This window comes from Saccharothrix isguenensis (genome assembly GCF_052936305.1).
In genome coordinates this window covers 3664721-3686526 of record NZ_CP193626.1, presented here as the reverse complement: position 1 = coordinate 3686526, position 21806 = coordinate 3664721, and the positions used below count along the sequence as shown (strand labels likewise).

Annotated in this window: 17 protein-coding genes; 10 read left to right on the top strand and 7 right to left on the bottom strand. The window is 69.9% G+C overall.

Going from position 1 to position 21806, the window contains the following annotated elements; translation table 11 throughout:
- Positions 1-164 precede the first annotated feature (164 nt).
- From ACRAKI_RS16925 to ACRAKI_RS16910, 4 genes are all read left to right on the top strand, one after another.
- Entirely contained in the window at positions 165-2372 is a 2208-nt protein-coding gene (locus ACRAKI_RS16925; protein ID WP_447008055.1) for a carbohydrate-binding protein, read from the top strand.
- A 50-nt stretch (positions 2373-2422) separates the two neighbouring features.
- Positions 2423-4339, top strand: a complete 1917-nt coding sequence (locus ACRAKI_RS16920) for a glycosyl hydrolase 53 family protein (protein WP_447008054.1) — start codon at positions 2423-2425, stop codon at positions 4337-4339.
- Positions 4340-4622: 283 nt separating this feature from the next.
- Complete coding sequence (locus ACRAKI_RS16915) at positions 4623-6098, top strand: RICIN domain-containing protein (protein WP_447008053.1); 1476 nt, start codon at positions 4623-4625, stop codon at positions 6096-6098.
- 35 nt (positions 6099-6133) lie between these two features.
- On the top strand, positions 6134-7444 hold the full coding sequence (locus tag ACRAKI_RS16910) for an RICIN domain-containing protein (RefSeq protein WP_447008052.1): 1311 nt from the start codon (positions 6134-6136) through the stop codon (positions 7442-7444).
- Positions 7445-7481: 37 nt separating this feature from the next.
- Here the strand turns inward: ACRAKI_RS16910 and ACRAKI_RS16905 are convergent, their stop codons facing one another.
- Positions 7482-9707, bottom strand: a complete 2226-nt coding sequence (locus ACRAKI_RS16905) for a rhamnogalacturonan lyase family protein (RefSeq protein ID WP_447008051.1) — start codon at positions 9705-9707, stop codon at positions 7482-7484.
- 654 nt (positions 9708-10361) lie between these two features.
- Between ACRAKI_RS16905 and ACRAKI_RS16900 the strand changes: the two genes are divergently transcribed.
- The 4 genes from ACRAKI_RS16900 to ACRAKI_RS16885 all read left to right on the top strand — a co-directional run bounded on the left by ACRAKI_RS16900 (position 10362) and on the right by ACRAKI_RS16885 (position 13991).
- Positions 10362-11156, top strand: a complete 795-nt coding sequence (locus tag ACRAKI_RS16900; protein WP_447008050.1) for an SDR family NAD(P)-dependent oxidoreductase — start codon at positions 10362-10364, stop codon at positions 11154-11156.
- A 127-nt stretch (positions 11157-11283) separates the two neighbouring features.
- A complete protein-coding gene (locus tag ACRAKI_RS16895; protein ID WP_447008049.1) occupies positions 11284-11880 on the top strand; it encodes a TetR/AcrR family transcriptional regulator in 597 nt (198 codons plus the stop codon).
- Positions 11881-12473: 593 nt separating this feature from the next.
- Entirely contained in the window at positions 12474-13085 is a 612-nt protein-coding gene (locus tag ACRAKI_RS16890) for a LuxR C-terminal-related transcriptional regulator (RefSeq protein WP_447008048.1), read from the top strand.
- Positions 13086-13088: 3 nt separating this feature from the next.
- Entirely contained in the window at positions 13089-13991 is a 903-nt protein-coding gene (locus ACRAKI_RS16885) for a DMT family transporter (RefSeq protein ID WP_447008047.1), read from the top strand.
- A gap of 60 nt (positions 13992-14051) precedes the next feature.
- Here the strand turns inward: ACRAKI_RS16885 and ACRAKI_RS16880 are convergent, their stop codons facing one another.
- From ACRAKI_RS16880 to ACRAKI_RS16855, 6 genes are read right to left on the bottom strand one after another with little or no spacing between them, the layout of a single operon-like run.
- Complete coding sequence (locus tag ACRAKI_RS16880) at positions 14052-14513, bottom strand: aminoacyl-tRNA deacylase (protein WP_447008046.1); 462 nt, start codon at positions 14511-14513, stop codon at positions 14052-14054.
- Complete coding sequence (locus tag ACRAKI_RS16875) at positions 14510-14998, bottom strand: MaoC/PaaZ C-terminal domain-containing protein (RefSeq protein WP_447008045.1); 489 nt, start codon at positions 14996-14998, stop codon at positions 14510-14512. The genes ACRAKI_RS16880 and ACRAKI_RS16875 overlap by 4 nt, the downstream gene beginning before the upstream one ends.
- Position 14999: 1 nt before the next feature.
- On the bottom strand, positions 15000-15971 hold the full coding sequence (locus ACRAKI_RS16870) for an amidohydrolase family protein (RefSeq protein WP_447008044.1): 972 nt from the start codon (positions 15969-15971) through the stop codon (positions 15000-15002).
- A gap of 3 nt (positions 15972-15974) precedes the next feature.
- Positions 15975-17348: a TrpB-like pyridoxal phosphate-dependent enzyme gene (locus ACRAKI_RS16865; RefSeq protein WP_447008043.1), complete on the bottom strand. Its 1374-nt coding sequence runs from the start codon at positions 17346-17348 to the stop codon at positions 15975-15977.
- Positions 17349-17361: 13 nt separating this feature from the next.
- Complete coding sequence (locus ACRAKI_RS16860; RefSeq protein ID WP_447008042.1) at positions 17362-18708, bottom strand: NAD(P)/FAD-dependent oxidoreductase; 1347 nt, start codon at positions 18706-18708, stop codon at positions 17362-17364.
- 13 nt (positions 18709-18721) lie between these two features.
- Entirely contained in the window at positions 18722-18988 is a 267-nt protein-coding gene (locus ACRAKI_RS16855; RefSeq protein WP_447008041.1) for a phosphopantetheine-binding protein, read from the bottom strand.
- A gap of 200 nt (positions 18989-19188) precedes the next feature.
- Here ACRAKI_RS16855 and ACRAKI_RS16850 point away from each other — a divergent pair, with 200 nt between their 5' ends.
- Together ACRAKI_RS16850 and ACRAKI_RS16845 are read left to right on the top strand one after the other, a co-directional pair.
- Positions 19189-20325 carry an acyl-CoA dehydrogenase family protein gene (locus ACRAKI_RS16850; protein WP_447008040.1) on the top strand — a complete coding sequence of 379 codons (1137 nt, stop codon included), beginning with the start codon at positions 19189-19191 and terminating at the stop codon, positions 20323-20325.
- On the top strand, positions 20322-21797 hold the full coding sequence (locus ACRAKI_RS16845; protein WP_447008039.1) for an amino acid adenylation domain-containing protein: 1476 nt from the start codon (positions 20322-20324) through the stop codon (positions 21795-21797). The genes ACRAKI_RS16850 and ACRAKI_RS16845 overlap by 4 nt, the downstream gene beginning before the upstream one ends.
- Positions 21798-21806 lie beyond the last annotated feature (9 nt).

Sequence of the window (21806 nt, the reverse complement as noted above, 5' to 3'; positions counted from 1 at the left end):
ACTGCGGCGCAGGTCGCACGGGCCGGTGACCTCGGCACGTCCTTGCACTCCTCAACGCGTGACCCCAGCGACGCCGCCGTAGGCGCCTGCGCCCAGTTCACCGTCGACGCGGCGACAACCCGCCCGCCCGACATCGATCACCTCCCCCTGCGGAAGGCACCAAGATGACCCGTATACCGCGCACCTCGCCGAAGCGGCGCGCGCTGACCGTGGCCGCACTGCTGTTCGCGTCGGTGCTGGCGCCGCAATCGGTGGCGGCCGCCGCGCAGCCCGTCGCCGGAGCCGCCCCGGTCGCCGAAGCCGCGGCGGCCGATCCCCACGGCCTCAAGACGACGGTCGCCGACTACCGCACGCGTGTCCCCTCCAAGTACACCGCCGACTCCTGGAAGCCCTTCGCCAAGGCGCTGACCAAGGCGGACGACGTCACCAAGGCGGCCACGGCGTCCGAGGCGGAAGTCACCGCGGCGAAGACGGCCCTGATCACCGCCGCCGCCGACCTGGAGGCCGCCGACGAGGGCACGTTCCAGACCATCACCAACAACACGTTCTGGAACGACACCAGCGGCAACCCGATCTACTCGCAGGGCGGCGGGGTCTTCAAGTTCGGCGACACCTACTACTGGTACGGCGTGCACTACCTCGGCGCCGAGAGCTACCGCGCCAACCCGACGCGCAAGTACGACAACGAGGTCTCCTTCGTCTCCATCCCGGTGTACTCGTCCCGGGACCTGGTGAACTGGAAGTTCGAGAACCGCGTCGCGACGCGCTCGACCCCGATCAACAACGGCGCCACCCTCGGCCAGGCCGGTTGGGTCGGGCGGCTCGGGGTCTCCTACAACGAGAACACCGGCAAGTACGTGCTCGCCACCCAGGCCTACGTCGGCGGCGGGCACGGGGTCCTGTTCCTCCAGGGCAACACCCCCACCAGCACCTTCACCTACGGCTACTTCCAGACCCAGATCGTCAACTCACCGACCACCGGCACCGGTGACCAGACCGTCTTCACCGACGACGACGGCAAGGACTACCTGATCTTCTCCAACCGCGAAGGACGTTCCCGCGCCTTCGTCGGCAAGTTCCGCGAGTCCGACTCGCTGCGGATCGAGCCCGGGGTGGAGATCGGCCGCAACCCCTCCGGCCGCGAGGGCAACGCCATGTTCAAGCTCGACGGCAGGTACTACCACGCCGCGTCGGACCTGCACGGCTGGAACACCTCGGTCAACTACGTCCTGGAATCGACCGGCGGCACCGTCCAGGGATCCTACTCGGGCGAGTACGTCCTGCCCGGCACCGAGATGGACTACAGCCACGTGACCCAGACCGGGTTCTTCGTCACCGTCAAGGGCACCAAGCAGAACACGGTGATCTACGCGGGCGACCGCTGGGCCGACTTCGCCTGGAACGGCATCGGCTACAACCAGTGGCTGCCGATCACCAAGACCGGCGCACGGCCCCAGTTCCACTCCCTCAGCCAGTGGCAGTTCAACGCCACCACCGGTGAGTGGCGCGTCGGCCCGGACAACAACCACATCCTCAACCCCGACTTCCAGGCCGACCGCATCACCACCTCCACGCTGACCGGCTGGACCAACTTCCGCGAGTCCGGACCGTCGTCGTTCGTGACCAACGTCGGCGGTGCCAACGGTTCGCGCTTCGCGCTGCAGATCGGCGCCGCGCAGTCCTACGCCGGTGGCGTGCGGCAGCGGATCACGGTCCCCACCGGAACCTACAAGCTGTCCCTGTTCGCGAGGACTTCCGGGTCGCTCAGCGCCGCCCAGGTGACGGTCACCGACGCCGCCGGCAGCTCCCGCACGCTCACCGTCCCCGCCTCCAGCGGCTGGACCCGCCGCGAACTGGCGAACATCCCGCTCTCCGCCGGAACCGCCACCGTCACCATCCGCGCGGCCGGCGGCAACGGCTACCTCGCCGTCGACCAGCTCGCCCTCGTCAGGACCGACGGCGGGACGCCGGTGGGGCAGCGCTACGAAGCGGAGAACGCGCCCGCCGTGTGCCAGGGCACCATCGACTCGAACCAGGCCGGTTTCACCGGTTCCGGGTTCTGCAACGGCAACTCCGCCGTGGGCGCGTACGCCCAGTTCACCGTCAACGCGACGCAGTCGGGCACGGCGGCGTTGGGCGTCCGGTTCGCCAACGGCCACAGCAGCGGGACCGCGCGACCGGCGAACCTCGTGGTCAACGGGTCCGTGGTGGGCACGGTGTCGTTCGAGTCCACCGGCGCGTGGACGACCTGGACCACCAAGGCCCTCACCGCGTCGCTGAACGCCGGCAGCAACACCGTCCGCCTCGAACCGACCACCGCGGACGGCCTGCCCAACATCGACCACCTCGACGTCGGAGCACCAGCCCGCTAGCCCTCCGTCGGGGAGCGAATCGCGTTCTCGGGACGAGGTCAGGAGAAGAGATGGACAACAAGCGTCCGGCCCGGGTGATCACGGGCCTGACAACGGTCGCCACCATGGTGTCCGCGGGTCTGCTCGCGGTCGCCGCGCCGGCCGGTGCGACGTTCGGGACCGCCGACATCAAGCCGATCGAGAGCAACATCGCCGCCAAGCCCTGGTCCTCGGCGACGGCGGGCAGCGGCACGTCGACCGCCGCACTGGCCATCGACGGTGACCCGACGACATCCTGGAACCCCGATCGCGCCGGCGCCCGGCAGTGGCTCACCGTCGACCTCGGTGGCGCCTACGACAACCTGCGCAAGGTCAAGGTCGTGTTCCCCGAGCGGGGCGTGGTCCACCGGTACGTCGTCGAGGTTTCGTCCGACGGCAGCCGGTGGAAGACGATCGCCGACAGGTCCCACAACAGGATCGCGTCGCGGGGCGAGGTGCACCTGTTCACCCGCCCCGGGACGCGCTACGTCCGGCTGACGTTCACCGGTGTGCCGGGCCGTGCGCGGGCTGGTGTCAGCGAGATCCAGGTCATGAACTACCTGCGCGACGACGTGGTCCTCGGCGCCGACCTGTCCTGGGTGGACGACCACCAGTCCCGGGAGTACTGGGTCGACCCCCTGGCGGCGGACCGGGGCGCCGGGCCGCACCAGCTGGACGTGGTCAAGGACCGGGGCATGCAGCACGCCCGGCTGCGGGTGTGGAACGAGCCGCGCAGCGAGAGCACCGGCCACCCGACCGCCGTGCCGCGCCAGGGTCCGCAGCGCACCCTGACCTCGGCCCAGTGGATCAAGCAGCGCGACATGGGCCTGGGCATCGACTACCACTACGCGGACTCGTGGGCGGACCCCGGCAAGCAGCCGAAACCCCGTGCCTGGGCCGAGTTGGACTTCGAGGACCTCAACCGGGCGGTGCACGACTTCACCGCCGACCACCTCCGCCAACTGGTCCGGCAGGGCACCACTCCGGACAAGGTCGCCGTCGGCAACGAGATCATCAACGGCTTCCTGTACGGCAGCGAGGCCGCCCTCATCGGCACGACGAGCCCGCAGTACTTCGTGGACCAGGCCGACGTCTACCAGTCGAAGCCCGGCGGTGGCCTGCTGTGGCAGTACTGGGGGTCGACCGACCCGGTCGAACAGCAGCTCTACGACCAGGCGTGGGACCGGTTCACGACCCTCGCCGCGTCCGGGATCAAGGCGGTCCGCGAGGCGTCGCCGACGTCCGAGGTCGAGATCCACGTGATCGTCGCGAAGGACCGGCTCGCCAAGACCATGGAGTTCTGGCACCAGTTCCTCACCCGGGTGAAGGCGAAGGGCCAGAACCCCGACGTGCTCGCCATCTCGTACTACTCGGAGTGGCACGGCACGCCCGAGGCGCTGGACGTCAACCTGAACACCATGGCCACCACCTACCCCGACTACAAGATCGACATCGCCGAGACCGCCTACCCCGCCTCGGGCGGCGACGGCTCGCCGATGCCCAACTCGCCCTTCCCCCGGACGATCCAGGGGCAGGCGGACGCCATCCAGCGGGTCTTCCAGGCCGCGAACGACGTGGTCGACAACAAGGGCGTCGGCGTGCTGGTGTGGGAGCCGGCCGGCTACCAGACGATGTTCCGAGCCGTCCCCGGACTGGCGAACACCTGGGAGCCGCACGCGTCCATCAACGTCTTCAACGCCAGCCGCGCCAAGCACATCCTCCAGGACACCGTCCACACCGCCACCGCAGTGCGCACCGCGCCGAAACTGCCCTCCTCCGTCCGCCTGCTCACCACCGCCGACGACAACACCACCGACATCCCCGTCCGCTGGCAACCGCTGCCACCCGGCGCCACTGACGAGCCGGGTGAGGTGACGGTCACCGGCACGACCGACGCGGGACCGGTCACCGCGGTCGTCGACGTCGTCCCCAGACGCGGCGACCACTGACCAAGTCCTGACGCGAGCACTCGCGTGTGCCCGAGCCTCACACCGGCTCGGGCACACGCGAGTTCGCCATGCCCGGCGTACTTCGAATACCGGTCAATCCGGTGTGCGCCACTTCTTTCGAATGTGTTCGACGGGCACTCCCATACGAGATGCAACCGTTGACCACACGCCGAGAACGCCGCAACTCTTTCGCTGGAAACGACCTCTCGACCTGGCGGACCGGCCGCTGCGTCACACTCGGGCGAAAGGCACGCACATGCCATTGTCGTCATGCGGTGCGATCATGCGATCGGCACTGGTGCTCGTCATCGGTGCGGTCGCGGCGCTCGCGCCGACCGCACCCCCGGCTCAAGCCGCCACCGTCGACACCACGGCCACGTACGTCGCGGTCGCCCGGCACAGCGGCAAGGCCATGCAGGTGCAGTCCACGGCCGACGGTGGCGCCCTGGTGCAGGCGACCAGGACGGACTCGGCCGCGCAGCAGTTCCAGTTCGTCGACTCCGGCGGCGGGTTCTACCGGCTGAAGTCCCGCTACAGCGGCAAGGTCGTGGACATCGCCTCCGCCTCCACGGCCAACGGCGCGAACGTCGTGCAGTGGACCGACCGGAACGCCACCAACCAGCAGTTCAGCCTGGTCGACACCGACAGCGGCCACGTCGGCATCGTCAACCGCAACAGCGGCAAGGCGCTGGACGTGTGGGAGAGGTCCACCGCAGACGGCGCGCGGATCTCCCAGTACGACGTCAACGGCGGCGCCAACCAGCAGTGGCAGCTCATCCGGCTCGGCGCCGTCCCGGGCGACCCCGTGCCGGCCGGCTGCACCGGAACCGGCCCGATCACCTGCCGCTACGACGTGGCGCCGGGCCACTACGACGTGACGGTGCGGCTGGGCAGCTCCTCCCGCGCGGCCGGCACCGGCATCACCGCCGAGGCACGCCGCCGGGTGCTCACCGCTGTCGACACCGGCGCGGGCCAGACCGCCGAGCGGACCATCACCGTCAACGTGCGCCAGCCCGAGGGACAGCCGACGGGTCAGGGCGGCACCGGAACGCCGGGGTTGACCCTCGTGTTCGACGGCCGCTCGCCGGCGGTCGTGGCGATCACGATCAGGCAGGTCAGGCCGCCGGCGCTGTTCCTGGTCGGCGACTCCACCGTGTGCGACCAACCCACCGCCCCCTACACCGGCTGGGGCCAAGCCCTCCCCCGCCTGCTGCGCGAAGGCCTGTCGGTGGCCAACTACGCCGACTCCGGCGAGAGCTCCGGCTCGGTGCTGTCCAACGCGGCGCTGTTCCCCGCAGTGCGGTCGCAGACCCGCGCGGGCGACACCGTCATGATCCAGGTCGGCCACAACGACAAGCAGACCTCGGCCGCCGCGTTCCGCGACAACCTCACCCGCATGGTGCGCGACGTGCGCGCGGCGGGCGGCGCACCCGTGCTGGTGACGCCACCGGTCCGCCGGTTGTTCGACTCGGCCGGACGCCTCACCGGCACCGCCTGGCACGTCAACGAGATCGGCGTCAACCTGCCCGACGAGATGAAGACCGTCTCGCGGGCACAGGGCGCACCATTGATCGACCTGACCGCCCTCTCCGCCGCCCTCGTCCAGCAACTCGGCCCCACGCCGTCCGAACAGCTGTTCCTGACCCGGGAGAAGGGCGACAACACCCACTTCTCCGAGCACGGCGCGACCACCATGTCGAACCTGGTGCTGGACGAGGCCCTCCGGTTGGGCGTCCTCCGGTCGACGCAGGTCCGCTGACGCCGCGATTCCGCCGAAGACGACATGGAGGACCGATGAGGACATCACCGCGGAACCGGTACCTGGCGGTCACGGCGGCCATCTTCGCCGCGATGGCGGCCGTGGTCGTGCCGGCGCAGGCAACACCCGCGCAGGCAGCACCGGCACAGGCAGCACCGGCACCCGCGCCGTGCGCCGCACCGCAGCACGACTCGGCGGCGTCGGCCGTCGTCGCGCCCTTCACGGTGTGGCTGGCCGGTGACTCGACCATGGCCAACGGCAGCAGCACCTGCCCGGTCGGCTGGGGCAGGGAGTTCGACCGGCTGTTCACCGACGACGTCACCGTCGTCAACAACGCCGTCGGCGGCCGGAGCATCCAGACCTGGCTCTACGAGTCGAACGTCAAGAGCACCAAGGACTCCGCCGGCGAGTGCGTGGTCAGCCCCCGCACCTACGCCCCACGCTGGGCCGGCATGCTCTCCACCAACGGCATGCGGGCCGGCGACTGGCTGATCATCCAGTTCGGCATCAACGACGGCGACCCCAACTGCCCCCGCCACGTCGGCGCCGCCCGCTACCGCGAACTGCTGTCCACCATGGCCCGCGAGGCCAAGGCGCGGGGCGTCAAGCCGGTGTACGCCACACCCGTCGCCGCGATCAGGTGCTCCGGCTCGACCGCCGTGGGCAACCGCGGGTTCGTGAACGAGACGATCGCCCAAGCGCAGGCCGACCAGGTCCCCGTCATCGACCTGCACCAGCGCAGCGTCGCGCTCTACAACTCGCTGCGCCTGTGCCCCAACAACGGCGACTACAGCCAAGGCGCCGTCGGAGCCTTCTTCTGCAACGACCACACCCACTTCGAAGCCGCCGGCGCGGCCCGCATCGCCGAGGTCGTCGCCGGGGCGCTGCGCGACCAGGGCATCGGCCTCGCCTCCTCCCTGCGTTCGACCTCCGCCGCCTACAGCCTGGTCGCGCAGCACAGCGGCAAAGCGGCTGACATCGCCGAAGCGTCCACCGCCGCCGGGGCCGGGCTCGTCCAGTGGACCGCCACCAGCCGACCCAACCAGCAGTTCGAGTTCATCGACTCCGGGGACGGCCACGTCCGGGTCAAAGCCCGGCACAGCGGACTCGTCCTCCAGGTCTCCGGCAACGGCAACGGCGCCGACATCACCCAGCAACCCGACACCGGCGCCACGAACCAGCACTGGCGCGTCGTCGACCACGGCGGCGACGTGATCAGCCTCGTCAACCGGCAGTCCGGCCTCGCCCTCGACGTGTGGGAGAAGTCGACCGCCGACGGCGCGCGGATCTCCCAGTACACCTACACCGGCAGCCCCAACCGGCGCTTCAGCCGCCTGCGTGGCTGAAGCGCCGGTCGAGGACTGGGTGATGCTTTCGCGCCGGTCAGCCGGCGTAGTGCACGTCCGGCCACGGCGGGGTGACCATGCCGCCGCCGATGTGGAAGCTCGGGTGCGGCGGCTGGTTGTAGGCGGTGTTCTGCCAGGCGATGGCGACCCGGTACATGGTGTCGTGCATCAGCGTCGGGATGCGCCGGTCCGTCTGGTGCGGGGTGGAGTAGATGCGCAGGGCCCGGTTGTCGGTGGTGCGCCAGACGACCTCCTCCCGCCAGTCGCCGAACAGGTCCGCGCTCACCGCCGGCGTGGACTTGCTGCCGTTGTTGGAGGCGACCCCGCTGCCGGTGAGCAGCCGGGTGTCACCGGCGGTGCCGTACTTGTCGATGCGGGTGCCGTCGAGCAGCTCGCGCGACGGGTCGCCGTCCCACCAGCTCAGGAAGTTCGCCGAGGACGGCTTGCGGGCGATACCGGTGCCCCTCGTGTTGCGGATCTGGCTGTCCGCGCTGGACCAGGACTCCGCGCCGGGGCTGCCGGCGTAGATGTCGGCCGACACGCCACGGCCGTTGTCACCGGCCGGCGCGGTCCGCCACAGCACCTGGCCGGTGCGGGCATCGGCGAACCACGTGCCGGGTTGGCTGCCGTTCTCGGAGATCTTGTAGTACTCCAGGCCGGGTCGGGACGGGTCGAGGTCGCCCAGGTGGCCGGCGTCGCCGTGACCGAACCGGGTGTTCCACAGGCCACGGCCGTTGTCGTCGATGGTGGCCGCGCCGTAGACGATCTCGTCCCGACCGTCCTGGTCCACGTCGCCGATGGTCAGCGAGTGGTTGCCCTGCCCGGCGTAGGTGCCGTTGCCCGACGCGTTGGAGTCGAACGTCCACCGCTTGGTCAACGTGCCGTTGCGGAAGTCCCAGGCCGCGATCACCGCACGGGTGTAGTAACCCCTGGCCATGATCAGCGACGGGCGGACGCCGTCGAGGTAGGCGGTGCCCGCCAGGAAGCGGTCGACCCGGTTGCCGTAGCTGTCACCCCAGGAGGAGACGTTGCCACGCGGCGGGTCGTAGTTCACCGTCGACATCGCCGCACCGGTCTGACCGTTGAACATGGTCAGGAACTCCGGACCCGACAGGATGTAACCACCGGAGTTGCGGTGGTCGGCGTTCGCGTTGCCGATCACCGTGCCGCGACCGTCACGCGTGCCGTCGGCGGTCTTCATCGCCACCTCGGCCTTGCCGTCACCGTCGTAGTCGTACACCTGGAACTGCGTGTAATGCGCACCCGCACGGATGTTGCGACCCAGGTCGATGCGCCACAACCGCGTGCCCTGGAGGGTGTAGGCGTCGATGAACACGTTGCCGGTCACACCCGACTGCGAGTTGTCCTTGGCGTTGTTCGGGTCCCACTTGAGGATGAACTCGTAGTCGCCGTCGCCGTCCAGGTCGCCCACGCTCGCGTCGTTGGCCACGTAGGTGCTGCCCGGCGGCTGGATCGGCACGTCCCGGTAGCCGGAGCCGAACGACAGCGACGCCGGGGACGCCGCCAGCTCGGACCCGTTCACCACAGCGCGCACGGTGTAGGAGGCATCCGCCGCCGCGCCACCGTCGAGGTAGTTCGTGGAGGACGTGATCGGGGAGGAGTTCAGCTTGGCGCTGCCCCGGTAGACGTTGAAGCCGACGTTCTGCGGGTCGCCCGCCAGCAGCCGCCAGCTGACCAGGTTGCCGGACCCGGAGCGGACGCTGACCACACCCCGGTCCAACCGCTCGACCTGCTTGCGGCCGGTCGGATCACCCGGTTCCGGACCGGGACCTGGGTCCGTCGTTGTCGTCGTTGTCGTCGTTGTCGTCGTTGTGGTTGTCGTGGTGGTAGTGGTGGTGGTGGTCGGGTCGACACCACCCGTGCAGGCCGTGCCGTTGAGGGTGAACGTCGACGGCGTGCCGACATCGCTGCCGCTCATCGTTCCGTTGAAACCGAACGACGTCGTGCCACCGGTGGGGATCTGCCGGTTGTAGTCCACATTGGACGCGGTCACGCTCGCGCCGGAGGCGTCGAACGTCGCGTTCCACCCCTGGCCGAAGCGCTCCGAGCCGGGGAACGCCCAGGCGAGTCGCCACCCGTCCACCGGGTCGCCGAGGTTGGTGATGGCCACGTTGGCGGTGAACCCGCCCTGCCACTTGTGCTGCACCGTGTAGTCGACCTTGCAGCCCGGAGCGGCCGAGGCCACTCCCGCCACTACGAGGCCGCCGGTCAGTGCGCTGATCGCCGTAGCGGCGGCGACCATGCGCACCCGCGAGTTTATGAGCACCGTTGCTCCATTCGCTAGTGCATTCCTGGGAGCGCTCCCAGAAATGGTCTGGTGTGTCCCTTGGGCGCGGAGGTCTGACGATGACGCTGACACCATCGCTGAAACGATTCAATCGGCCGTCTGGATGCCTCCACGGAAAGCGCTATCCAGATGACGAACCCATAGTCGGTACGGCTGCTCGATTGTGCCTTGCTGCTGCCGCATCTTGTTGGTGCTCAGGCGCTTCGGAGCATCAACGGCAGTGAGCTAGACCGTACGAACGGCGCTGTCCCGGTGTCAACAGTCTCGCCGAAAAACTTTCGACCCGCGCAGCGGGATACCAGGAGGTCACGAATCCCCCGCCAGAATGGTACTGACAGGTAAGGCGAACTGCTCTACCTCCGAATGGTCGAGTGTGCTCAGACGTTCGCTCCGGGAGCGCTACCGGAAATCGGACCCGACGGCCACCGCTTGACCAGCAGTGCGGTAAGCGCTTTCCGCAGCACCACGGCGGGCAGAGCTGATCGATCTTAGCGAATACTGAAGTCATCGCACCTTCAGAGCGTCCATATCGTTACCGCTCGGCGCACTTCCACAAGGCATCGAACGACGCGCAGGCAGTGACTGCCAGTGTGGCGTACAGTGCCGATCGTGGACTACGAGAAGCAGACAGTGCTGGTCACCGGTGCGAGCGCGGGCATCGGCTCAGAGTTCGCCCACCGCCTCGCCCGCCGAGGAGCCCATCTGGTGCTGGTCGCCCGTCGCAAGGCTCGCCTGGAGGAGCTGGCGTCCCGCTTGCGCGCTTCCCACGGCGTGCAGGTGCACGTGATCGCCGCAGACCTCAGCCGGCGAGGGGTCGGAACGTGGCTGGCAGAGGAAGTCCGCCGGCTCGGGGTGACGGTCACCGGTGTCGTCAACAACGCGGGCTTCGCCACGTACGGCCCGTTCCACGAGGAGGACCCCGAACGCCTCCGGCAGGAGATCGCGGTCGACGTCAGCGCGGTCGTGGACATCAGCCGTGCGTTCATCGGGCAGCTGCGCACCGGGGGTGACGGGTTCCTGGTCAACGTCGCGAGCATGGCCGCCTACGCGCCCAGTCCCCTGATGTCGGTCTACGGCGCGACCAAGGCGTTCGTGCTGAGCTTCACCGAAGCGCTGTCGGTGGAGTCGCGCGGCACCGGACTGCGCGTCATGGCTCTGTCGCCAGGCGCCACCCGCACCGAGTTCTTCGACGTCGTCGGCACCGGGAAAGCCGCCGGCGGCACCCGCCTGCGAACTGCGGAGGAGGTCGTGACGACCGCGTTGAAGGCGCTCGACCGCAAGACCACCCCGGCGAGTGTCATCGTGGGCCGGGGCAACAGGGTGACGGCCTTCGTGACCCGCCACTTCATGTCCCGCGCCTTCGTCGCGAAGATCATCGCGCGCATGGTCGCACCCGCCACCTGAGCCGGACTCCCCCGCGCCGACGGCCCGTGCCACGGCGCGCTCGACTTCAACCGCCGGCCAAGACATCATCTACTCGCCCTGGCGAGCGGGACAGGGCTGCCACTGCCGTCGACCACGATTGAGAGCAATGGACACATCGCGCCAGCCGACCACGCTGTGGGACCGGTCGCGACAGGCCGTCGTCGCGGAAATCGTCGACACCGCACTGGCGCTGTTCGCCGAGCACGGCTACGAAGCCGTTACCGTCGGGCAGATCGCCAAGCAGGCGGGCGTGTCCCAGCGGTCGTTCTTCCGCTACTTCGGCACCAAGGAGGACCTGGTCTGCGGCGACCAGGACGGCCTCGGGCAGCTGCTGGTCGACACCGTCGACGCCCAGCCCGCCGAGATGTCGCCGTGGGACGCGCTGCGCGCCGGGTTCGCCGCCATCTCGTCGGCGAACCACACGCCGGAACGGGTGCTGGAGATCACCACGCTGATCTTCGACAACCCGCCGTTGCGGTCGCGGTACCACGAGAAGCGGCTGAAGTGGCAGGCCGCGCTGGTGCCCGTCGTCGAGGCCCGGATGGGCATCGAGCCGGGTTCGGCGCCCGACCCGCGCGCGGTGGGCATCATCGCCACGGTGTTCGCGTGCGTCGACGCCGCGTCGGAACTGTGGGTGCGCCACGGCGGCAAGGCAGACCCCTTCGCCCTGTACGAAGAGATGCTCGCCGCCGTCCGCGGTTGACACCGGCGTTGCTCAGCAGTGCGAGGCCCTTACCGGGGGACGCGGATGTCGCCGGGCAGGGCGGCGGCAGGCACGTGGGGTCCGACCGCGCGACCGGCGGGCGAGGTCGGCGCACGTCACGGTCAGGTCGTCGCCCCTGCCGTGCCAGTCCTCGACCGCGCTTTCCCTACACCAACGGTGAAAAAGGCTCAACGCACATCGGGGAACCGCATCGCGAAGTGGCCGGGGAGGGGGCAGACCTGTCCACCGTTCGGCTCAATACCAGGGTTGCAGGTTGAGTTGATCGTGGTATTCATGAATTATTGACTCGCAAGGGGGAATACGTCCAATTTGGACAGTCCTGGTGATTCTTGGGGGGATCTGGGAATGCATGAGCGAGCCAGCAGGATCTGCCCTGCTCCGGGCGTTTTCGGCACTGAACGCCGAGGCCGGTTCAGTCCGCCCGCGGACGCATTCCTCCGCTGATCACCTCGCCTGGCACCGGCGCCATCGCACGCAGACCACGCTTGGGGGAAGGTCTTGTGGGTAACGTGCCCATCGGCAACTGCACGCGGATTGTGCTCGCTGAACGGAGGCCGCTTTTCCTGATCGGCATGCGCACAGTGCTCGACGAGGCTCCCGGCATCAGGGTGACCAATCAGGTCGACACCTACCAGGATCTCGTCCGGCACACCCGTGAGCTGCCGGACGTGGTCGTGATCGGCTGCCTCGCCGACGTGACGCGCCCGCCGGTCGCGGCCCGCCGATTCCTGGACGGCAACCCCTCGGCGAGCGTCCTCGTCGTGGACGACAGCCCGGACACGGCGAGTCGCGTGCAGTCGGACGCGCCGCGGGTCGGCATCCTCCCGTTGTCGTCCGGGCCCGACGAGTTCCTCAGCGCGATCCGGATGCTCGCCGCCGGCTACGCCTTCTTCGCCCGTCCGGACCACCCGAGGCTGCCCGAGCCCAGGACCGCCGAACGCGGCCGGCTCCCGGTGGAGCGGATCACCAGGCGGGAAGCCGACGTGCTGCGGCTGCTGGTGTGCGGGCAGACCAACTCGGAGATGGCGCGCGGGCTGTCGCTGACGGAGAGCACGGTCAAGTTCCACGTGCAGAACCTGCTGCGCAAGCTGCGCATGCCGAACCGCGCGAGCGCCGTCGCCTACGCCTACGAGACCGGGTTGATCAACGTGGGCGAACTGTCCGAGACCGCACGGAGGCCCTGACCAGTGCTCGCCCTGACCAACTCCCAGCGTGGCGCGCTGGGCGCCGCTACCGCCATGTTCTGCGTCGGCACGCTCACCGGCGTCTCGCCCGCGCTGCACGACTTCCCCGTCTACGGCGGGCAGGCGGTGCGCTACCTCGTCGGCGCCCTGCTGCTGCTCGTGCTGGCGCAGGCGTTCGGCAAGGGCTTCGTCCGGCTCAGCGGGCGTGAGGTGTTCTTCCTGCTCATGCTGGCGTTGACCGGTCTGACCGCGTTCAACGTGCTGATCGTCGAGAGCACCCGGTTCGCCGACCCGGCGACCGTCGGCACGGTGGTCGCCGCGGTGCCGATCCTGCTCGCCCTGGCGGGGCCGATGATGGAACGCCGCAAGCCGGCGCCGCGCGTGCTGCTCGCCGCCGTGATCGTCGTCATCGGCGTCGCGATCACCACGGGGTTCGGCGGCGGCACGCCGTTGGGGCTGCTGCTCGCGTTCGGGGCGCTGGCCTGCGAGGCGGGGTTCTCCCTGCTGGCGCTGCCGGTGCTGACCCGGCTCGGCGCGATCCGCGTGTCCGCCTACTCCGCCGCGCTGGCCGTGCCGCAACTCGTGCTCGTCGGGCTCCTCGTGGACGGGTCGGACATGCTGCGGGTGCCCACCGCGTCCGAGGCCCTGGCGCTGGGCTACCTGGCGGTGGTGGTCACCGTGTTCGCGTTCCTGTGCTGGTACAACGCCCTGCCCAAGCTCGGCGCGGACAAAGCCGGCCTGTTCTCGGGTTTCATCCCGGTCGGCGCGGTGGTGTCCACGGTCGTCCTGGGCACCGGCCAGCCGCGTCTCGCGGACCTGCTCGGCGCGGGCCTGGTGCTGATCGGGCTGGCGATCGGGTTGCGCCCGGCGCGCGTCCGCGTCCCGGAACGGTCGAGTGCCCCGTGAACTCGCGCTGACGCCGTTCGCCCTCGGGCGCGGCCTGACCGAGCCGGGTCTCGGTGGGCGTCAGGCCGCGACGTCGGTGACGACCGGGCGCACGACGTCCACCAGGCTCGCCGCGTCCACCTCGACGGTCTCGTCGGCACGGCCGCTGCCGCAGTAGACGGTGCCCATGTCGGCGACGGTGGAGTGGAAGAGGACCGTGGTGCCGTCCAGCGTGGTCAACGGGCTGATACCGCCCGGCTCCATGCCCAGCACCGCGAGGTCGTCGTCACCCGCACGGCGCAGCTTCGACCGGGACACCCCGGCGGCCTTGGCGATCTTGCCGTAGCCGGCGGGCATCACCATCGGCATCGACACGAGCACGAACCCCTCGTCGGTGCGGAACGCGAGGGTCTTGAGCAATCGGTCCGCGGGCAGCCGCAATTCGCGTTCGATGTCCTCGTACGTCCGGATCGGCACGTGCGTGAAAGACGAGAAGCGCACGCCGGCGGCTTCGAGGATTTGCGCGGGAGTCGGTCCGCTCATGGCGCGAGAGTATCGGGCCTGGCACCACCCACCACGGCGGGGTCCGGATCGGGGCCGGAATCGGCGGAACGCCTGCGCATCAGACCGTAGAACACGAACCGCATGACCGGAAGGCCCGATTCGTCCAGGACTTCGCCGCGCTGCCGCACGATGCCGCAGTCCGAGCGCGTCAGTGACGGGATCGTGCCCAGCACGGTCATCCGGCCGACCAGCAGATCACCCGGGCGCACCGGGCGCAGCCAGCGCAGTTCGTCGATCCCGGGTGACACGTCGGCGGCGGTCCCGCTCATCACGGAATTCACGTACAGCCGCATGAACGTGGCCGCGACGTGCCACCCGCTGGCGATGGGCGGTTCACCCGATCGGCCGATGTGGAGTGGTTGCGGGTCGTACTGCTCGGCGAATGCGCGGATCTCGTCCTCGGAAATCCGGTGGCCACCCAATTCGTGCACGTCGCCGATCCGAAAATCCTCGAAATAGCGCACGCTACCTCCTCGCCCCCGCCCGCAGGCGGGGGAACAGCGCCAGCCCGGCCGCGCCGATGTCCGGGCGGTGTTCCGCCACTTCGCGGCGGGTTGCCGCGACCACCGCGGCGGTCATGAACGGGAAGTCCGTGCCGAACAGCACGTGTCCTGGCTCGGCCACCGAGTCCACGCACGTCAACGCACCCGGCGAGGACGCCTGCGCGGTCTCGTAGTACAGCCTTCCCAGCTCGCCGCGCACCGAGTCGTCCCCTGGTGGGTGCCCACCCGCGCCGTCGCGGTCGGCCAACACCCAGGTCTTGGCCAGCTCCAGCCGTCCGGCCAGGAACGGGATGGTGCCACCGCCGTGGGCCAGCACGAACCGGATGCCGGGGAACCGCCGCAGCGCGCCCCGGAACAGCAGGTTCGCCACCGCCCGCGTGGTGTCCATGACGAAGTCGACCAGCGGCGGCGGCACGACCGCGGCGGAGTCGGGTGCGCCGGTGCACGAGCACCGGTAGTGGGGGTTGGGGTGCACGAACGCCACGGCGTTGCGCCGATCCAGCTCCGCCAGCAGCGGGTCGAGCTGGGGGTCGCCGAGCAGCGCGCCGTCGGCGAGGCTCGCCGGCAGCACCACCCCGTCCGCGGCGAGCACGTCGAACGCGTGCCCGACCTCGGCGAGGGAGGCGTCGAGGTCGGGTAGCGGCAGGGTCGCCAGCAGGCCGAGCCGGTGCGGGTCGTCGCGCACCAGCTCGGCGGTCCACCCGTTGGTCCGGCGCACCAGGTCCGCCGCGTCCGGGAGCCGGAGGGCGGCGTCGGGCATGAGCACCGACAGCACCGCGGCGTCCAGTCCGCAGTCCTCCAGCACCCGCACCGTGTCGCCGACCTCCCAGCGCGGCACCGGCACGCCGGGCGCCATGTGCGTCACGCCGCGGGCGGCCAGCGCGTCGGCCAGCCGCCCGTGGTAAGCGTGGTGGTGCACGTCGATCCAGTCCACTGCTCAGACCGTCCTCGCGTCGACGCCGACGCGCGGGAGATCGGCCAACGCCGCGTCGATCTCCTCCTGCGGCAGCTCGTAGTCCTGCAACGTCCCCGCCAGGAACGAGTCGAACGCGCCCATGTCGAAGTGGCCGTGCCCGGAGAACCCGAACAGGATCGTGCGCGCCTCCCCCGCCTCCTTCGCCGCCAGCGCCTCCACGATCGCGCCGCGCAGCGCGTGCGACGACTCGGGCGCCATCACGAAGCCCTCGGTGCGGGCGAACCGCACCGCCTCCGTGAACACCTCGTTCTGGTTGTACGCCCGCGCCTCCACGAAACCCTCGTCGTGCAGCAGGCACAACGTCGGCGCGTCGCCGTGGAACCGCAGGCCGCCCGCGTGGATGGGCTGCGGCATGAAGCCGTGGCCCATGGTGCGCATGTGCAGCAGCGGGCCGAGGCCGGCGGTGTCGGGGTAGTCGTAGGCGTACTCGCCCCTGGTCAGGGTCGGGCAGGCGGCCGGTTCCGCGGCGATGAACCGGGTGCCGGTGCGCTTGCCGGCGAGGGTGTCGGCGAGGAACGGGAAGGTGAGGCCCGAGTAGTTGGAGCCGCCGCCGACGCAGCCGACCACGACGTCCGGGTAGTCACCCGCCATCTCCAGCTGCCGCTTCGCCTCCAGGCCGATGACGGTCTGGTGCAGCACCACGTGGTTCATCGCCGAACCGAGCGCGAACTTCGTGTCGTCGTGGGCCAAGGCGTCTTCGACGGCCTCGCTGATCGCGATGCCGAGGCTGCCCGGTGATTCCGGGTCGCGCTCCAGGACCTCGCGCCCGGCCTGGGTGCGGGTGCTCGGCGACGGGAAGACCTCGCCGCCCCACGTCTCCATGAGCGACCGGCGGTGCGGCTTCTGGGTGAACGACGCCTTCACCATGTAGACCGTGACCTCTACGCCGAACAGGCTGCCCGCGAACGACAGCGCCGACCCCCACTGGCCCGCGCCGGTCTCCGTGGTCACCCGCTTCACGCCCTGCCGGGCGTTGTAGAACACCTGTGGCACCGCCGTGTTCGGCTTGTGCGACCCGGCGGGCGACACCGCCTCGTACTTGAAGTAGATCTTGGCGGGCGTGTCGAGCGCCTTCTCCAGCCGGTCCGCCCGGTACAGCGGGGACGGCCGCCAGATCCGGTAGACGTCCCTGACCTCGTCGGGGATGTCGATCCAGCGCTCGGGGCTGAACTCCTGCGCGATGACCTCGTCCGGCAACAGCGGCTGGAGGTCTTCCGCGCGCATCGGCTCGTGCGTCACCGGGTGCAGCGGCGGCAGCAGCGGCCTGGGCAGGTCCGGCAGGATGTTGTACCACTGCGTGGGCATCTCGTCTTCGGACAGCAGCAACTTCTTCACGTCACAAGTCCCCTCAGAACATCGGCGCCTGGCTGGGCGCGCGCAAGGTGCCCAGGTGCTGGTGCCACAGGTGGTCCGGGTTCTCCTCCACTTCCCGGGTGATCTCGCGCATCCTGGTCAGCGCCACCGGCTCGCCGCCGTCCCAGACGTCACCCTGGAGCATCCGCAGCACGTCCAGCCGGTAGCGGGGGTCCGCGACGAACGCGGTGAACAGGATGTTGAGCCGGTAGTAGATGGAGATGAACTCGTACCAGTTGCCGACCGCGCGGCGCAGCTTGGTCTCGTACCGGTCGAACGACGACTTGCCGAAGTTCCCGGTCTCCGCCGCTTGGAGGATGTCGTAGGACGCGATCCGCGCGCTGTTCATGGCGACGCTGACGCCGCTGGAGAAGATCGGGTCCACGAACCGGGCCGCGTCGCCGACCAGCATCCAGCCGTCGCCGCAGACCTGCTTCATCGCGTAGCTGTAGTCGCCCTCCGGCTTGAACGGCCGCACGCGCTCGCTCTTGCGCAACGCGTCGGCCAGCTCGGGCCGGGATCCCATGGCCTGGTCGAAGAACGGGCCCCACTCCTGCTTCGCGGCGGTGAAGTGCTTCTTCTGGGTGACCACGCCGACGCTGGTGATGCTGTCCGTGATCGGGATCTGCCACACCCACGTGTCGGTGATGGGCAGGAAGTGGATGAAGATGAAGTCGGCCTGCTTCTGGTCGACGGCGAGCGCCGACCGGTCGAGGCCGTCGAACCAGGTGTGGATGGCGTACTGGTTGAACACGGGGTCGGGCACCTTGAGCTTGAGCTGGCGGCCGAGCAGCGTGCTGCGCCCGCTGGCGTCCACCACCATCCGCACCCGGACGCCGACCTCGCGCCGCCCCATGGTGAAGACGATCCGCTTGATCTCGTCTTCCAGCTCCACGCGCTGCACGCGCACGCCCTCGTAGACCTTGGCGCCCAGGGATTCGCTGTGCTGCAACAGCAGCAGGTCGAACTGGCCGCGGTCCACGTGGTAGGTGTAGTCCTGGTCCACGCCCTTCTGGTCGCGCTCGCGGAACTCGACCTCCGCGGCTTTGAAGCCGTGGGAGAGCTGGAAGCCCATGGCCGAGATGTTGCCGCGCGTCGCCGAGGTCCAGGCCGCGCCGTACTTGCGCGGGAACCCGCCCTCGTCCACCTTGGCCAGCGCGCCGATGTCCGCCAGCACCGGAGTGGTCGCGGGGATCAGCGACTCGCCGACGTGCGGGCGGGGGAACAGCTCGCCTTCCAGGAGCACGCACGACAGCCCCGCTTTGGCGAGGTACGAGGCGATCGTGGAGCCGGCGGGCCCACCGCCGATGATGCCGATGTCGAAGTCAACGTCTGCGACCACTGATGCTCCCAGCTCAGACTCTCCGGATGTCCTTCTCCAGCTCCAGCACGAGCCGCGTGATGCTGTCCAGGTCGCGGAAGTTCCGGCCGACCATCCGCTCGGCGGGGATGTCCACGCCGAACCGCTGACCGATGAACACGACGAGACCGGTCGTGGACAGGCTGTTCAGGATTCCCCATTCGAGCAGCGGGGTGTCCGGGAGGATCTCCACCTCGGTGGAGTCGAGCACCTTCTCCCGGATGAACTCCGTCAGCGTGCCGAGGACCTCAGCGTGTTCCATCGACGTCTCCCGTAACCGTCCCGCGTCCGCATCACCGGACGTGCCATCGGATGCTATGAGGCGTGGAAGACTGCTGTCTTCCTTCGGAATGGCGGGCGGTGCCGTCCGTTCGGCGTGACGTGGACCCGTCCGTGCGGCCAGGTCCGGACCGGCATTCCGGCGGAGGACAGGACGTCCGGGGCTGCTTACGCTCTCGTCGCGTGGACTTCGGATGGCTCCCGGCCGCGCAGGCCGACTACGACCGCGTCCTGGCGGAAACCGGGACCTGGCCGGACGACCGACCGGCGACCCTCACCCGGGACCGGTGGCTGCGCTGCGGCGCCGCCGGGTTGCTGGGCTACAGCGTGCCGACCGGGTTCGGCGGGTCGGGACGCGGGTTCCTCGACACCGCGCGGACCATGGAGGCGTACGGCCTGGGCTGCGACGACATGGGGCTGGTGTTCGCCTCGCTGGCCCACCTGTTCGCGTGCGCCATGCCGATCGCCGAGCACGGCGACGACCGGCTCCGCGAACGGGTGCTGCCGCTGCTGTCGTCGGGCGAGTGGGTCGGGGCGAACGCCATCACCGAGGAGGACGCCGGGTCCGACGTCACGGCGATGCGCGCGACGGCCCGCCGTGACGGCGACGACTACGTGCTCGACGGCGTGAAGTCGTTCGTGAGCAACGCCCCCGTGGCCGACGTGTTCGTGCTGTACGCCTCCACCGACCCGGGCTTCGGCCACCTCGGCGTCACCGCGTTCGTGGTGGAGGCGGGAACGCCGGGGCTGACCGTCGAGCCGTTCGACAAGACCGTGCTGGCGAGCTGCCCGGCCGGTGAGGTCCGGTTGGTGGAGTGCCGCGTGCCGGCGGACCACGTGCTGGGCCGACCGGGGCAGGGCGCGGCGATCTTCCAGTCGTCCATGCGGTGGGAGCGAACCTGCCTGTTCGCCGCCTACCTCGGACAGGCGGCGCGCCTGCTCGACCGGTGCGTGGACCACGCCCGGCGACGTCGGCAGTTCGGCCGGCCGATCGGGCGCAACCAGGCGGTCTCGCACGCGGTGGCACGCCTGCGCGTCCGGTTGGAGGCGGCACGCCTGCTGCTGTGGCAAGCGTGCTGGAAGCTGGACCGGGCGGAACGGGCGACGCTGGACGTGGCCGCCGCGAAGCTCGCGATCAGCGAAGTGGCCGTGGACACGGCGGCGCTCGCGATGCGGGTGCTGGGCGGCGCCGGGGTGCGCGGCGGGTCCGGGGTGTCGTCCGGGGTGTCGCACGAGTTGCTGGACGCCATGGCGTCCACCACGTTCTCCGGGACGTCGGAGATGCAGCTCGAACAGGTCGCGAAGGAGTTGGGGCTGTGAGGCTCCTGCACGATGCGGTCCGGTCGGTCGCCCGGGAGAGCGGCTCCTCGATCGCGGTGACCGCCGCCGATGGCGTGCTGACGTACGCGGAGCTGGACGCCGAGGCGGATCGGCTGGCGCGACGGCTGTCGTCCGCGGGCGTCGGCGTGGACGACCGGGTCGTCCTGTGGCTGCCGAAGTCGACCGCGGCCGTGGTCGGGATGCAAGCCGTGCTCCGACTCGGTGCGGCTTACGTGCCGGTCGATCCGCTGAGTCCCGTCGACCGGGCCGTGCGGGTGATCCGCGACTGCGCGCCGACGGTGGTGATCACTTCTGCCGACGGAGCGGAGGCACTGGGCGGCGAGTTCACCACGATGGGCGTGGAGCTGGGTGGTGGGTCCGCGGAGCCGTTGCCGGACGTCCGGCTGTCACCCGACGACCTGGCGTACATCCTCTACACCTCGGGCTCCACCGGCGTGCCGAAGGGCGTCCGCATCTCCCACCGCAACGCGCTGGCCTTCGTGGAGTGGGCGGCGGAAGAGCTGAAGGCCGAGGCGGCGGACCGCTTCGCCAACCACGCCCCGCTGCACTTCGACCTGTCGGTGCTCGACCTGTACGTGTCGTTCCTGGCCGGCGCGTCGGTCCACCTCGTCCCGCAGGAGACCGCCTACGCGCCGACCCTGCTGGTGGAGTTCCTGGTCCGGGAACGGATCACGGTCTGGTACTCCGTCCCGTCCGTGCTGATCCTGATGGCCCGCGACGGTGGCCTGCTCACCACCGACCTGCCGCACCTGCGCGCCCTGCTGTTCGCCGGGGAGCCCTACCCCGTCGACCACCTGCGCGCGGTGCGGGCCCACTTCCCCGACGTGCGCCTGCTGAACCTCTACGGGCCGACGGAAACCAACGTGTGCACCTACTACGAGGTCACCGACGTCCCCGACCACTGGACCCGCCCCGCGCCGATCGGCGAAGCCTGCTCCGGCGACCGGGTGTGGGCGGTCCGCGACGACGGCACCCCCGCGTCACCGGGCGAGGAGGGCGAACTGGTCGTGGACGGACCCACGGTGATGCTCGGCTACCACGGTTCCCCACCCCACACCGGGCCGTACGCGACCGGTGACCGGGTCGTCCTGCGGGACAACGGCTACCACTACCTCGGCCGCCGGGACAACATGGTCAAGATCCGCGGGAACCGGGTGGAGCTCGGCGACGTGGAGGCGGCCCTCCAGTCCCACCCGGCCGTGAGCGAAGTGGCCGCGGCGATCACCGGGACCGGCGTGGAAGCCAGGCTGGTGGCCTACGTCGTGCCGGCCGAAGGCCACCCGTTCACCATCCTGGACGCGAAACGCCACTGCGCCGCCCTGCTCCCCCACCACATGATCGTGGACCGGGTGCACCTGCTCCCCCACCTGCCGCGCACGGCGAACGGCAAGGTGGACCGGCGAGCGCTGGCGTCCCCACCGCCTGATCTCGACCGTCCGGCACCGGACTGATCTCGAACG